General features: G+C 55.6%; 13 protein-coding genes and 1 pseudogene. 6 read left to right on the top strand and 8 right to left on the bottom strand.

Annotated elements, in window-relative coordinates; all coding sequences use genetic code 11:
- Positions 1-21: 21 nt before the first annotated feature.
- Genes AAC636_RS01820 through hslO form a run of 5 tightly spaced genes read right to left on the bottom strand, consistent with a single transcriptional unit; the run spans position 22 to position 6,493 of the window.
- Entirely contained in the window at positions 22-1,362 is a 1,341-nt protein-coding gene (locus tag AAC636_RS01820; RefSeq protein ID WP_340300192.1) for a lytic murein transglycosylase, read from the bottom strand.
- 47 nt (positions 1,363-1,409) lie between these two features.
- Positions 1,410-3,668, bottom strand: coding sequence for a ribonuclease R (gene rnr / locus AAC636_RS01825; protein ID WP_340300193.1), 2,259 nt, complete (start codon positions 3,666-3,668; stop codon positions 1,410-1,412).
- A gap of 44 nt (positions 3,669-3,712) precedes the next feature.
- On the bottom strand, positions 3,713-4,879 hold the full coding sequence (locus AAC636_RS01830; RefSeq protein WP_340300194.1) for a CCA tRNA nucleotidyltransferase: 1,167 nt from the start codon (positions 4,877-4,879) through the stop codon (positions 3,713-3,715).
- On the bottom strand, positions 4,876-5,484 hold the full coding sequence (locus tag AAC636_RS01835) for a CoA pyrophosphatase (RefSeq protein WP_340300195.1): 609 nt from the start codon (positions 5,482-5,484) through the stop codon (positions 4,876-4,878). The genes AAC636_RS01830 and AAC636_RS01835 overlap by 4 nt, the downstream gene beginning before the upstream one ends.
- A gap of 7 nt (positions 5,485-5,491) precedes the next feature.
- Entirely contained in the window at positions 5,492-6,493 is a 1,002-nt protein-coding gene (hslO, locus tag AAC636_RS01840) for an Hsp33 family molecular chaperone HslO (RefSeq protein ID WP_340300196.1), read from the bottom strand.
- A 604-nt stretch (positions 6,494-7,097) separates the two neighbouring features.
- Here hslO and AAC636_RS12485 point away from each other — a divergent pair.
- From AAC636_RS12485 to galE, 4 genes and pseudogenes are all read left to right on the top strand, one after another.
- Positions 7,098-7,271, top strand: a pseudogene (locus AAC636_RS12485) (glycosyltransferase family 4 protein); the annotation flags it as partial.
- Between the two features lie 63 nt (positions 7,272-7,334).
- The gene (locus tag AAC636_RS01850; RefSeq protein WP_340301066.1) at positions 7,335-8,012 is read left to right on the top strand and encodes a glycosyltransferase; all 678 of its coding nucleotides are present in this window, start codon (positions 7,335-7,337) and stop codon (positions 8,010-8,012) included.
- A gap of 75 nt (positions 8,013-8,087) precedes the next feature.
- A complete protein-coding gene (locus AAC636_RS01855; protein ID WP_340300197.1) occupies positions 8,088-8,408 on the top strand; it encodes a GDP-mannose 4,6-dehydratase in 321 nt (106 codons plus the stop codon).
- A 41-nt stretch (positions 8,409-8,449) separates the two neighbouring features.
- Positions 8,450-9,100, top strand: coding sequence for a UDP-glucose 4-epimerase GalE (gene galE / locus AAC636_RS01860; protein WP_340300198.1), 651 nt, complete (start codon positions 8,450-8,452; stop codon positions 9,098-9,100).
- On the opposite strand, the gene AAC636_RS01865 is transcribed toward galE, so the two are convergent.
- Complete coding sequence (locus AAC636_RS01865) at positions 9,097-10,317, bottom strand: argininosuccinate synthase (RefSeq protein ID WP_340300199.1); 1,221 nt, start codon at positions 10,315-10,317, stop codon at positions 9,097-9,099. The genes galE and AAC636_RS01865 overlap by 4 nt on opposite strands.
- Before the next feature lie 131 nt (positions 10,318-10,448).
- On the opposite strand from AAC636_RS01865, the gene ilvA reads away from it, so the two are divergent.
- Positions 10,449-11,687 carry a threonine ammonia-lyase IlvA gene (gene ilvA / locus AAC636_RS01870; protein ID WP_340253079.1) on the top strand — a complete coding sequence of 413 codons (1,239 nt, stop codon included), beginning with the start codon at positions 10,449-10,451 and terminating at the stop codon, positions 11,685-11,687.
- A 10-nt stretch (positions 11,688-11,697) separates the two neighbouring features.
- Here ilvA and AAC636_RS01875 read toward each other — a convergent pair whose 3' ends face one another.
- Complete coding sequence (locus tag AAC636_RS01875; RefSeq protein WP_340300200.1) at positions 11,698-11,898, bottom strand: Hpt domain-containing protein; 201 nt, start codon at positions 11,896-11,898, stop codon at positions 11,698-11,700.
- A 6-nt stretch (positions 11,899-11,904) separates the two neighbouring features.
- Complete coding sequence (locus AAC636_RS01880; RefSeq protein WP_340262322.1) at positions 11,905-12,354, bottom strand: NUDIX hydrolase; 450 nt, start codon at positions 12,352-12,354, stop codon at positions 11,905-11,907.
- A 158-nt stretch (positions 12,355-12,512) separates the two neighbouring features.
- Here AAC636_RS01880 and AAC636_RS01885 point away from each other — a divergent pair, with 158 nt between their 5' ends.
- Positions 12,513-13,484 (top strand): KpsF/GutQ family sugar-phosphate isomerase, encoded by a 972-nt coding sequence (locus AAC636_RS01885; RefSeq protein ID WP_340300201.1) that lies wholly within the window; start codon positions 12,513-12,515, stop codon positions 13,482-13,484.

Consider the following 13,484-nt stretch of genomic DNA (forward strand, 5'->3'; position numbering starts at 1 on the left):
CCAGAAAGAGTCGAGTCCCACCTATTGCAGGCGGCGTAAAAGATCGGGGCTGGCATAGCCATCAGGTAGGAGGCCGTTGGCAATTTGATAGGCGCGGATTGCTGCCACGCTATTGGGGCCAATCCGCCCATCGACCCCGCCTGTATCAAACCCTGCCGCGGTGAGTAGTGTTTGCAATTCTGCACGCTCACTCCGCGTTAGGACGCGGTCATTGCGGGGCCATGTGGCGCGAAATCCGTTTGAACGCCCCACGATCCTATCTGACAAATGACCTAGCGCGATCACATAGCTGTCAGCGGGGTTATAGCGCTCTAGGACACCAAAATTATCGTAGACCATAAGCGCCACACCATTCGCCCCAGCGGGGAGGAGCAGCGCAGAGGGCCAATGATCTGGCAGGGGCGTGCCATCCGCGAGCGTGACTGCGCGGTTGCGCCAAAAACTGGCACCGCGTTTTTCCTCACGGCTGGCAAGGCGATAGTCAAATCCTTGTGGCAACCGCACCTCTGACGCCCAAGGTTGCCCGCGCCGCCATCCTGCTTCGCTCAGGAAATTGGCGGCTGAGGCCAAGGCGTCGCGCGGGTCATCGCCCCAAATATCTGAGCGACCATCTCCCGTGTAATCGACCGCATAGGCCAGATAGCTGGTTGGCATGAATTGCGTATGCCCCATTGCCCCTGCCCATGACCCTGCAAAGGCGCGGGGGCTGACCGCCCCAATCTCTAGGATTTGCAAAGCAGCGAGAAGTTCGGCTTCGAAATAGGCGCGCCTGCGCCCTTCCCATGCCAGCGTGGCCAATGCGCGCAATGTGTCTGTGTTCCCACGGAAACTGCCATAGGATGTCTCGACCCCCCAAATGGCGACAACCACCTCTCCAGGAACGCCAAATTGAGACTCGATCCGCGCCAAATCTTCGCGCCACCTTTGATAATTGGCCCGCCCGCCTTCGATGCGTTGCGTGGAAACGGCGCTGTCGAGATAGTCCCAAATGGGGCGCACAAATTCGGATTGATTGCCATCAAGACGCACAACCTCATCTAACGGGGTCATTCGGCCAAGGGCGGCATCTACCACTGCGGGCGAAATACCTTGTGCCACGGCGCGGGATGCGAAATCTGCGCGCCATTGAGAAAAACTTTCGCGGGGTGCAGGGCTGGATTGGGTGCTGAGCGTGGCAGGTCGTGGGTAAGGCAAGGGTGAACTGCTGACCGCTAATCCCTGAGCCAAGCTTACCTCTGTGCCAAGCGATATGAAAATGGCGGCCATAGGCGCGCACCATTGCAAGGCGTTTTGCTTCACCTGCATTTTTCTTCCCCGATACAGACCAGCAACAGCCCGCTGGCGCTTGGTTTTGCCGCTCATGGACAAACCTAGCGCGCAGAATGCATTCCGCCTAGGGGCAATCGAGATTAGGATTTTCGCTTTTTTAATTTGCGCAATTTGCGCTTTTTGGCTTCAGCTTGGCTCGATCTACGCCCGCCAAAGCTGCGCTTGCCGCGTTTGCCGCCCGTGTTGGGGCGGTGTTGCGTGCCGTGAATTTCTAGTAGCTCAAGACCGATGCCGCCTGTGATGGGCAAGGCCTCCGTCAGGCGCACCAAGACGCGATCCCCAATGCCTAAGGTTAAACCCGTATCCGCACCCATCAATGTCTGGGTGTCTGCATCAAAATGGAAAAACTCGCGGCCCAAGCTGCGCATGGGCAATAAGCCGTCTGCGCCTGTTTCGTCCAGTTTCACGAAGGCGCCGAACCGCGCCACACCTGAAATACGACCTGTGAATTCCGCCCCCACGCGATCCTTAAGATAGGCGGCCAGATAACGGTCGGTCGTGTCTCGCTCGGCCACCATCGCGCGGCGCTCAGCTTCCGAGATTTGTTTGGCGGTGGCGTCCAGCGTTTCGATATCTTCGGCGCTTAAGCCATCGTTGCCAAATCCGTGAGACGAGATCAGCGCCCGATGCACGATCAAATCGGCATAACGGCGAATGGGGGATGTGAAATGGGCATAAGCCCGCAGAGCAAGGCCAAAATGGCCGAAATTTTCGGGGTGGTAATAGGCCTGCTGCATTGAGCGCAAGGTTGAGATATTGATCAGCTCATCGTGATCCGTGCCCTCGGCCTGCGCCAAAAGCGCATTGAGATGGCGGGTCATCAACACCTGACCTTTCGCCAAAACAAGCCCCGCTGTGGCGGCCGTCTCGCGCAAAGCGTCCAGCTTGTCGGGATCGGGTTCTTCGTGAACGCGGAACAACAGCGGCGATTTTTTCGCAATCAAAGTTTCAGCTGCGGCGACATTGGCCAAAACCATGAATTCTTCAATCAGGCGATGCGCGTCTAGCCTGTCGCGGAAGGCCACGCTTTCAACCTCGCCTTCTTCGGAGAGAATGATACGCCGCTCTGGAAGATCAAGGTCAAGTGGTTGGCGGCGCGCCCGCGCCGTTTTGAGTGCCTCATAAGCCGCAAAGAGGGGCGCGATGACAGGCTCCATCAAAGCCTCGCAACGCGGGGTTGGGGCGCCGTCTTGGGCGGCCTGCGCCTCTTCGTAGGACAAAGATGCGACCGAGCGCATAAGCCCGCGATGAAAGCTTTGCGCCTTTTTCTCACCCGTTGCATCAATGATCATGCGCACGGCAAGACAGGGGCGCAAAACGCCCTCATGCAAAGAACAAAGATCCCCCGACAGTCGGTCAGGCAGCATCGGCACAACGCGATCCGGGAAATAGGCAGAATTGCCGCGCTTTTTTGCCTCGCGATCAAGCGCACTGCCCGCGCGCACATAATGTGCGACATCGGCAATCGCGACCCAGATTACATTACCGCCTTTGTTCTTCGGGTCAGGGTCTGCATGCGCATAGCAGGCATCATCATGGTCGCGCGCGTCTGAGGGGTCGATGGTCACGAAAGGCAGATTGGTTAAATCTTCGCGACCTGATTTTGACGCTGGTTTGGCTTTGTCAGCCTCTGCGATGACCTCGTCTGGGAAATTATCGCGCAGCCCATGTTCATGGATTGCAATAAGGCTGACCGCCTTCGGCGCGCTTGGATCGCCAAGCCGTGTCACGATGCGCGCCTGCGGCAGGCCCATGCGGGACTTTGGCCCTGCAAGCTCTGCCTCGACCAACTCGCCATCTTTTGCGGATAAGGTGGCATCTGAGGCCACGCGCCATTCTTTATCTGAGCCTTTGGTGACGGGCAAAATACGCCCACCTTCCGAGGTCGTGCGGAAAATACCAATGAATTTGCGGGGATTGGTGCCGATGCGCCGAATGAGGCGCGCGAGGTAACTGTGATCTTTGCCATGAACCTCTTGCAAACGAGCAAGGATACGGTCGCCGTCACCCAAGGCAGGATCAGCCTCACGGGGAACATATAGAATTTTTGGCGCGTCCCCCTCGCCCTGCCATTCCATCGGACGGCAGAATTGATCCCCTGCGCTATCTTCGGCCAAAACCGTCAGGATGGCCACGGGTGGTAATTTATCGGGGTCGGCATAGGTTTTCTTGGCGCGGCGCAGATGGCCTTCTTCTTCAAGCTCTTTGAGAAGGCGCTTCAGATCAATGCGCGCGGCCCCTTTGATACCGAAAGCCTTCGCGATATCGCGTTTTGAACTGGCGTGTGGATGATCGGAAATCCATTGCAGGATTTCGCTTTTTGATGGGATCGCGCTCATGGCACTGCCCTAGCATGGTGTGGGCCTGCCGTCATGGGGTAATCTTAAAGCGCCAAAAGATCACTGCGGGTCAGGCGAAAGCCTGAGGCAATCCAACGTGCTTCTAACTCCGCAAGGGCTTTGCCTAAGTCTGGCCCCTGCAATTTGGGCATGAGATCGGCTGCGCGAATTGGAAACTCCGCCTGTGCGCCCAATGTTGCGGCTGCCCATTCCGACAGATCAAGCGGGGTTTCAAAGAAGGCATGGCGCAGCATCAGCGCCGCATGAGCCATTGTCTCACCATGGCGATAGCCCAATTCCCCGCCCGCTATGTTGCCCGTAGCTGTTTCGCGCAAAACTGCCACATTTTGGGCCATAGATTTGGACAGACGGAGTTCCGTTTGCAGATCTTCACCCCCAATCGCGGCAAGCCTAAGGGCGTGATCAGGTGCAAAGCCGCGCTCGGCCTCAAAATGCAAAACTGGCCCTAAGGCGCGCAGATTTGCGCCTGTGATGCAGTGGTGTAAAATTCCCGTTTGCTCCATCGCGGCCAAGGCGGGTGCGGGGTTTTGGGCGCGGAGAAGCTTGATCATCTCTGCCCCAATCCGTTCGCGCGACAACTGGTCTAGCCCGTCTGCCAGTGCCGCACAGGCCGCGAGTATGTCGGGATCAAACCCTGCATCTGGCGATGCATAATGCGCATGAAATCGGAAGAAGCGTAAAATACGAAGATAATCCTCACGGATGCGGTGATGCGCCGACCCGATAAAACGCAAAAGACCCTTGCGTAGATCGTCCAAGCCTTGGCCCGTGGGATCAGATATCGCGCCGCCTGCATCAACATAGAGTGCGTTGATCGTGAAATCCCGCCGCATGGCATCCTCGGTCAGGCTTGTGCCAAAGGCTACGGTCGCGCGGCGGCCATGGGCTTCGACATCACGGCGAAAGCTGGTCACTTCATAACTTTCCCCTGATAGGATCAGGTTTACGGTGCCATGTTCAACGCCCGTTTCCACGCATTTTACAGAGGCCCCTTGCGCCAATTCGATCACCTGCTGTGGGGTTGCATCTGTGGCGATATCAATATCCCCCACCGCGTGACCCATCAGGTGATTGCGCACCGCACCCCCCACAACATAGGCTTGGTGGCCCGCATCGCTCAAAAGTGCCAAGGCCGCTTGCGTGGTGCTATTGGAAAGCCAATCTGCGGATATGATGGGGGATTGGTTCATGTGATCCGATCCGCAAGAGATTTCAATATCCGCGCGGTCGCGCCCCAAATGTAATAGGGGCCATAGGGCACGGCATAGAATTTGCGCCACTGTCCCTGCCAGCGGCGGGCCTCGATACGGAAATTCCGCGGCTCCATCACGAAGGAAAGTGGGACGCGAAACACCTCGTCTACTTCGTTCGCTTCTGGCATTGCTGTAAAGGGCGCGGTGATTTCAGCCAAGATAGGGGTGATCAGATAGCCCGTGACTGTTTCATGTGGCAACAGATGGGACAGGACATTGACCTGTGCCGCAGGCAAACCGATTTCCTCATGCGCCTCGCGCAGGGCGGTGTGATCGAGGCTAGCATCAGTTTCGTCCTGCTTGCCGCCTGGAAAAGCGATTTGTCCAGGGTGATGGGCCAAATGCGAGGCGCGTTTGGTCAATACAACCTGTGGCGTGGCCCTAAAGGCTTCGATGCCGAAAAGCACAGCGGCAGGGCGCAGTTTGCGTCCTGCAGGTAATTTGATGTCAGGGCTCAAATCATAATCGGAGGATGGTTTGGCGGGCCGCTCAAGCGCCGCCATGACCTGATCTAGAGTGATCTTTCCCGCCGCCCCCGCCATTGGCCGTTTACGCCTCTGGCACGGGTTTTGTCGCCTCGAACCCAAGGGTTTCGGGGTCGAATTCATAATGCGCCCCGCAGAATTGGCAATCGGCCAAGACCTGCCCGTCTTCCGTGGTCATATGCGCGATATCTTTGGCCGAATAGATCGACAGGCTTTGACGCACCCGCGTCTCCGAACAGGTGCAGCCAAACCGCACTGGTAGCGGATCAAAGACGCGTGGAGATTCCTCATGGAACAAGCGCAGCAAGAGATCCGTCTGGCTGAGAGAGGGGCCAATCAATTCAAACGTGTCTACAGTATCAAGAAGGATATTGGCGCGGTTCCAATTTTCGCCCTCATCCTCATTGAGAAGATCGGTTGCGGCCAAAAGCCCCGCTTCCCCTGATCCGCCTTCGCCAGTCACATGCGGGCTTGCTTTGGGCATATGCTGAAGCATCACGCCGCCTGCGCGCCAATTCTCTCCCTCCTGCCCTGGGGTGGAGGAGCGACCATAGCCCAACATAAACCGTGTCGGTAACTGTTCGGATTGTGCAAAATAAGCCTCGGCACAACTGCGCAAGGCATCGCCCGTCAGAGGTGTGATGCCCTGATAGGGCGCGCTGCCCGTGCCTTGATCCAAGAGAAGTGCGAAATAGCCCTTGCCCGCCTGTGGAAAGGGTGCGGCGCTGTTGTCAAATTTGTCTTTGTCGTAACTCGCATAGGCACGGATGCGGGCGGGTTTCCCCTCGCTTTCAGGGGCATAAAAATCTGTCGCGATCAAACGCAGCGGGCCATCACCGCGTAATTGTAGCGACAATTTCCAACGCAGTTTTATGGTCTGTCCGATCAAGGCGGTCAAAAGCACCATCTCGGCAACCATAGCCTCAACACCTGACGGGTAATCATGTTGGCTAAGAATCTGATCCAGCGTCTGATCAAGGCGCACCACGCGCCCCCGAATATCGGAAGCGTCTAATTGAAATGGTAAAACCACATCATCCCAAGCGGCATCCGCGCCAACACTCATTCTCTTTCGTCCTTCGCCTAAAATTATCGCGCCTTTTTTGTCAGGGTCAGCCAAAGGCCGCGCCCCGTCAACCGCGGTCTGCTTTCATATAGGTCGTCCAAGGGCAAGACCCAAACCACGATTTGGGCCGCAAAGCCGCCATGCGGCTGCCACAATCTGGGCAAATTTCGATGGTCATTTGCGGGTCATAACTTTGATTTGGCTCTCATTGCGCGTGGCTTGCGCAAAAACCGCCTCAGGCTGCGAACGGGGTAAGGCGCATATGAAAATTTTGATGGTTCACCAAAATTATCCCGGTCAGTATCGAGAAATATTGTCTTGGTTGATTGCACAAGGTGGGCATGAAATTGTGTTTCTGACCTAAAGACAGGGCATTGCACCGCGCGATGGGGTCAAGATTGTCAGCTATCCAACCCATCACAGACCCTCTGAAGGCGCCTATGCCCTCAGTAAATATTGGGAAGAATGTTGTGGAAATGGCTGTGGCGCGGCCGTTGCGATGCAGGCGATAAAGGCCGAAGGGTTCACACCCGACATCATCTTGGGACATATCGGCTGGAGTGAGTTGACCTTTGTGCGTCAGGTTTGGCCCGCATGACCTGTCATTGGATATTTTGAATATTTCTTTCTCAATGAGGGCGGCAGCGTTGGCTTTGATCCTGAATATCCGTCTTCCAAAGACACGCCCTATATTATGCATGCGCGCAACGCGATGAACTTTGCCAATTTGGAAACAGTTGATCAAGCGGTTACGCCCACGAAATGGCAGCACGATACCTTTCCCAAAAGCTTCCATTCTAAATTTTACACCTGCCACGATGGCATCCGAACGGACAGGCTTATGGCTGATCCAGATGCCACAATCGGGCTGTCTCGGCTTGCGAAGAAACTGACGCGAGAGGATGAGGTTTTCACCTATATGGCGCGCAATTTGGAGCCTGTGCGCGGTTTCCACCACTTCATGCGCGCTTTGCCAAAAATCCTAGCGGCGCGGCCGAATGCAAGGGCGTTGATCATTGGTGGCAATGAGGCCTCATATGGCAAGAAATCGGATATCCAAGGGGGATATCGCGCGCAAATGGAGGAAGAAGTGGGCAAAGACCTTGATTGGTCGCGTGTCCACTTTTTAGGCCGTGTGCCTTATGCGGATTATCGCACCATTATTCAGCTCTCGCGCTGTCACATCTATTTGACGGTGCCCTTTGTTTTGTCCTGGTCTTTGCTTGAATCGATGTCGATGCAGGCCCCTATTGTGGCCTCTGGCACGGCTCCCGTGCGCGAGGTGATTAAAGATGGCAAGACGGGGCTTTTAGCGGATTTATTGAACCCTGATGAGATCGCCGAAAAGGCGATCCAACTTTTGTCGGATTACAAACTCGGTGAGAAACACAGCAAAGCCGCCCGTGCCCAAGTGGTGAAGTCCTATGACTTTGAAAAAGTCTGCCTGCCTCAGCATCTGCGCCAGATCAATGCGCTGGTTCCAAAGGCCAAAGCGATCACTTTGCCCAAAGCCAAATAGCGATCAGGGGTTTGACCGCGCGGGTGTTTTCTGACAGCAGGATTGACAATACCGCAGTTTCCGCACGGGTGATCCATGGCAGAGCAAATTCTGGTAACAGGTGGGGCGGGCTATATTGGCTCGCATGTCGTGGTCGCTTTGCATGAGGCGGGCTATACCCCCGTCATATTCGATAATTTTAACAACGCCCGCCGCGATGTGCCTGTGCGTTTGGCGCAGATTATGGGCACTGCCCCAAGCGTTATTGAGGGGGACATCCGCGACAGTGCCTGCCTTGATCAGGCCTTTCAGGCACATGAATTTGGCGGGGTGATTCATTTGGCTGCCCATAAAGCGGTGGGCGAAAGCGTTGCCAAGCCATTGGCGTATTTTGATAATAACGTGGGTGGTTTTTGAACCTCCTCGGCGCAATGGAGCGGGCAGGGTGTAAGCGCCTTGTGTTTTCGTCATCCGCCACAGTTTATGGTGAGCCTGATGAAACCCCAACGCCCGAAACTGCGCCACGCCGCGCGATGAACCCTTACGGGCGCACCAAAATCATCTGCGAAGAAATGTTGCAAGATCTGTGCGCAGCTGATCCGGAATGGGCGGTGGGTGTTTTGCGTTATTTCAACCCCGCTGGGGCGCATGGCTCGGCGCTGATTGGCGAAGACCCTGCGGATATTCCAAACAATCTGATGCCCTATATTGCCAAGGTGGCCACTGGCGCATTGGCAAAAATCTCGGTTTTTGGAAATGATTATGACACGCCCGATGGCACGGGCGTTCGGGATTATATCCATGTTGAAGATTTGGCCGAAGGCCATGTTCTGTCTTTGGCGCAGTTGCGGCAGGGGCACGGGCATTTGGTCAATCTTGGGACGGGGCGGGGGTATTCGGTCTTGGAAATGATCGCCGCCTATCAGCGCGCTACGAACCGCCAGTTGCCCTATGAGATTGTCGCGCGCCGTGAGGGGGATGTGCCAATTTCTTGTGCCAAAACAGAAAAAGCCCGCGATCTGCTTGGGTTTGAAGCAAAGCGCGGGCTAGATGAGATGTGCGCCAGTTCTTGGGCTTGGATGCAGGCCCAAGAGCGCAGGAACGATTAACCTTTTAGGCGGCGATTGCGCGCGGCCAACAGTTTCAAGCGCAGCGCGTTCAGCTGGATAAAGCCCTGCGCATCTTTTTGATCATAGGCGCCCGCATCCTCTTCGAAGGTCACATGGGCCTCGGAATATAGGCTGTGATCAGACCAACGCGCCACAGTGCGTGCCGCTCCCTTATAGAGTTTGATGCGCACAGTGCCAGATACATGCTCCTGACTTTTGTCGATCAGCGCTTGAAGCATTTCGCGCTCAGGGCTGAACCAGAAGCCGTTATAGATCAGTTCCGCATAGCGCGGCATGATGGAATCTTTCAGATGGCCCGCGCCGCTATCCAAGGTGATCTGCTCAATCCCGCGATGGGCCTCAAGCAAAATCGTGCCGCCTGGTGTTTCATAAATGCCGCGCGATTTCATCCCAACAAAGCGGTTTTCAACCAGATCAAGGCGGCCAATGCCGTGCTTGCCGCCCAATTCATTAAGCTTGGTCAGGATTGTGGCAGGGCTCATTGCGGTGCCATTGATTGCAACTGCATCACCGCGCTCAAACGTGATTTCCACCATTTCGGGCGTGTCAGGCGCGTCTTCAGGATGGACGCTGCGCTGATAGACGTAGTCGGGCGCTTCTTGTGCGGGGTCTTCGAGAACTTTCCCTTCAGAAGAGGTGTGCAGCAGGTTTGCATCCACTGAAAATGGGGCTTCGCCGCGTTTGTCCTTGGCGATAGGAATTTGATTTTTTTCTGCAAAATCCAGCAATTTTGTGCGGCTGGTCAAATCCCACAACCGCCACGGTGCGATGACTTTGATGTCTGGGTTAAGCGCGTAGGCGGCCAATTCAAAACGCACTTGGTCATTGCCCTTGCCCGTTGCCCCATGCGAGATCGCATCGGCCCCAGTGGCTTCGGCAATTTCAACCAAACGCTTGGAAATCAGCGGGCGCGCGATGGATGTGCCAAGAAGATAAAGCCCCTCGTAAAGCGCATTGGCGCGGAACATCGGGAAAACAAAATCGCGCACGAATTCTTCGCGGAGATCTTCGATGAAAATTTCGGACACGCCCAGCAATTCGGCCTTTTTGCGTGCGGGCTCCAGTTCTTCGCCTTGACCCAGATCGGCGGTAAAGGTCACGACCTCGCAGCCATATTCGCTCTGCAGCCATTTCAGGATGATGGATGTATCGAGACCACCTGAATAAGCGAGAACAACTTTCTTGGGCGCAGACATCGTTTAGCTCCGAATTTGAAAGGGATTGGCGCGCGATAACGGGTTTTGGCGAGGGACGCAAGTTGGTGCAGTATCCGCTTGGCGCATTGCGCAGGCTAGACAGGGGGCAATCTTTAAGGCAGGCCTAGGGAATGAATGATTTTAAAAATAATGCCAAAGCTGCCGAACAGGCTATGCGCGCCTTGTTTGCGCCCACGCCTTTGCAGAAAAATATTTATCTGTCAGAGCGCTATGGCGCGGATATTTGGCTCAAGCGCGAGGATCTTAGTCCTGTGCGCTCGTATAAAATTCGCGGTGCCTTTAACGCAATGCGCAAGGCCTTGGCCGTGGATGCCACACGCCGGCAATTCGTTTGCGCCAGTGCGGGCAATCACGCACAAGGCGTGGCCTATGTCTGCCAGCATTTTGGGGTTGAGGGTGTGATTTTCATGCCCGTCACCACGCCACAGCAGAAGATCGCCAAAACCCGTGCCTTTGGGGGGGCCAATGTGCGCATTGAATTGGTTGGCGATTATTTTGATGAGACATTGGCCGCAGCGCAGGGATTTTGCGCGCGCGAAGGTGCTCATTTCCTTTCACCTTTTGATGATGAAGATGTGATTGAGGGGCAGGCTTCGGTGGCTGTTGAGATGGTCGAGCAACTGGGCCATGCCCCCGATTGCTTGGTGCTGCCTGTAGGAGGCGGGGGGTTGTCAGCGGGTATGTTGTCGTATCTCGGGCGTGATCAGGCAGTGACCTTGGTTGAACCTGTGGGCGGCCCAAGTCTGACCGCAGCATTGGCCGAGGGCGCGCCAAAGACGGTCAAAATTGAAGATACGTTTGTCGATGGCGCGGCTGTTGCGCGGATTGGTGAAAAAACCTTTGCGCGGCTCAATCATATCAAGCCTGAACGCGTGCATTTGGCACCTGAAAACCGGATATGCGTGACGATTCAAGAGATGCTCAACATCGAAGGCATTGTGCTAGAACCTGCGGGGGCCTTGTCGATTGATGTTTTGCCTGAAATTGCCGATGAGATTGCGGGTAAGTCGGTGGTCTGTGTGACCTCTGGCGGAAATTTCGATTTCGAGCGATTGCCCGAAGTCAAAGAGCGCGCAATGCGCTTCTTGGGCGTCAAGAAATATTTCATCTTGCGTATGCCGCAGCGCCCCGGGGCCCTGCGCGAATTTTTGAACCTGCTTGGCCCAGATGATGATATCGCGCGATTTGAGTATTTGAAGAAATCCGCACGCAATTTCGGGTCGGTTTTAATTGGGATTGAAACAAAAGACGCCGCGCATTTTCCTGATCTAATGGCGCGGATTGAGGCGCGTGGATTTGCCTGTCGCGACATTACCAATGACGAGGTTTTAGCTGAGTTTTTGATTTGAAAAGCGCGGTCTAAATCTCGGCGCCAAGTTGGGGGATATGGTGCGCCAGCGCCGCAAGACCGGTCGAAAGCAGTCGGGTCAAACTGTCGAGATCGGCCTGTGTTGCGAGCCACTCACGATGTTCAAGTCTGTGGCAATATTCGCAAAAGCTGGTTAGGCCACGATTACTGGCCGCCCCGCGCAACGCATGAAATGCACGCGCTGCCGCCATGTTGGCTTATCGGCCATAATGGGCCAGGAGTTGCCGCACAAAATGCCGATCCCCTGACACGGCCAATAGCGTTTCAGCCTCGTCCCACGGCAGGAAAATCGCGCTATGGCCTGCCTCTGTTGGTTCCCCCATGCGGCGCCCCAGTTGGGCATAGAAGATGTGGCATTGTTTATGTGCGTGATAGCCATAATCGGGCATAAATGTATGGCGATGAAACATCCCCAAGCGGCGAATTCCATGGATGCGATATCCCGTTTCTTCCAAAACTTCGCGATGCAAGGCTTGGATGGCGGTTTCGCCTGCGTCAATCCCGCCTCCAGGCAATTGAAATTCGGGGTCTGGATCCTCTTGGAATGTGGCCAGAATGCCATCACCTGCATCAATAATCGCATAGGCCCCTGCGCGGGGGCGGTGATACTGGTTTGGATCTGGCCAATTGCCAAAACGGCGGTTCATTTTATCCCCCCTCAGGTGCGACTTGCTTTGAGCACGACTTTGACAGGTGTATCCCGTTCTCAAAACCCCTCAAATGCATGTCAGACCCTGTGCAAAGCTTGATTTTTTGTCTAAGTCAGACCACAGCACGCCACACCAACCAGATCGGGCAAGAGATTATGACACAGCAAGATAAATTGGCCGCGATCCGCGACACCGCCGCCCGCGTTTTGAAAATTGAGGCGGATGCGGTGATGGCTTTGGCCGCGCATTTGCCTGCTGATTTTGACGGCGCAGTTGAGGCCATGCTGGCCACGAAAGGCCGTGTGATCCTATCTGGTATCGGAAAATCGGGGCATATTGCGCGCAAGATCAGCTCAACCCTTGCTTCGACTGGCACACCTTCGGCTTTTGTCCACCCTGCTGAGGCAAGCCATGGTGATTTAGGAATGATCACCCCTGAGGATTTGGTGATTTTGATCTCAAACTCAGGTGAAACGGCTGAATTGGGCGATATCGTGGCCCATGTGGCGCGGTTTTCAATCCCGATGATTGGCATATCAGGGCGCGAAGACAGCACATTGATGCGGGCGGCGCAGTATCGCTTGACCTTGCCTGCCGCGCCTGAGGCTTGTGTGATTGGGATGGCACCGACAACTTCAACGACCCTGACACTTGCCTTGGGCGATGCATTGGCCGTTTGTGTCATGGAGCAGCGCGGTTTTCGACCCGATCAATTCCGCACGTTTCATCCCGGCGGGAAACTGGGCGCACAATTGTCAAAAGTTGCGCAATTGATGCATGAGGGGGCGGCCTTGCCCTTGGTTCAGGTGACCACCCCGATGCCTGAGACCCTGTTGGTGATGACCGAGAAAAGCTTTGGTATCGTGGGGGTCTTGGACGGCGAAGGTCGCCTTGATGGGGTGATCTCGGATGGCGATTTGCGGCGCAACATGGCGCGGCTAATGTCCTGCACGGCTGGTGATGTCGCTACCAAATCCCCTCGCGTGACCGCCCCAGATGCCCTTTCCGCCGAGGCCTTGGCGGTCATGTCTGCGCATAAAATCACGGCCCTTTTCGCCCTTGATACGGATAAACGCCCTGTCGGTCTGTTGCACTTGCACGATTGCCTGCGGGCGGGTTTGGCTTAA

Source organism: Roseobacter sp. HKCCD5988, from assembly GCF_037830355.1.
Lineage (GTDB): Bacteria > Pseudomonadota > Alphaproteobacteria > Rhodobacterales > Rhodobacteraceae > M30B80.

Coding starts and splice junctions, on each gene's coding strand:
- AAC636_RS01820 (WP_340300192.1), bottom strand. CDS start 1,362: ATGAGCGGCAAAACCAAGCGCCAGCGGGCTGTTGCTGGTCTGTATCGG.
- rnr (WP_340300193.1), bottom strand. CDS start 3,668: ATGAGCGCGATCCCATCAAAAAGCGAAATCCTGCAATGGATTTCCGAT.
- AAC636_RS01830 (WP_340300194.1), bottom strand. CDS start 4,879: ATGAACCAATCCCCCATCATATCCGCAGATTGGCTTTCCAATAGCACC.
- AAC636_RS01835 (WP_340300195.1), bottom strand. CDS start 5,484: ATGGCGGGGGCGGCGGGAAAGATCACTCTAGATCAGGTCATGGCGGCG.
- hslO (WP_340300196.1), bottom strand. CDS start 6,493: ATGAGTGTTGGCGCGGATGCCGCTTGGGATGATGTGGTTTTACCATTT.
- AAC636_RS01850 (WP_340301066.1), top strand. CDS start 7,335: ATGGCTGATCCAGATGCCACAATCGGGCTGTCTCGGCTTGCGAAGAAA.
- AAC636_RS01855 (WP_340300197.1), top strand. CDS start 8,088: ATGGCAGAGCAAATTCTGGTAACAGGTGGGGCGGGCTATATTGGCTCG.
- AAC636_RS01865 (WP_340300199.1), bottom strand. CDS start 10,317: ATGTCTGCGCCCAAGAAAGTTGTTCTCGCTTATTCAGGTGGTCTCGAT.
- ilvA (WP_340253079.1), top strand. CDS start 10,449: ATGAATGATTTTAAAAATAATGCCAAAGCTGCCGAACAGGCTATGCGC.
- AAC636_RS01875 (WP_340300200.1), bottom strand. CDS start 11,898: ATGGCGGCAGCGCGTGCATTTCATGCGTTGCGCGGGGCGGCCAGTAAT.
- AAC636_RS01880 (WP_340262322.1), bottom strand. CDS start 12,354: ATGAACCGCCGTTTTGGCAATTGGCCAGATCCAAACCAGTATCACCGC.
- AAC636_RS01885 (WP_340300201.1), top strand. CDS start 12,513: ATGACACAGCAAGATAAATTGGCCGCGATCCGCGACACCGCCGCCCGC.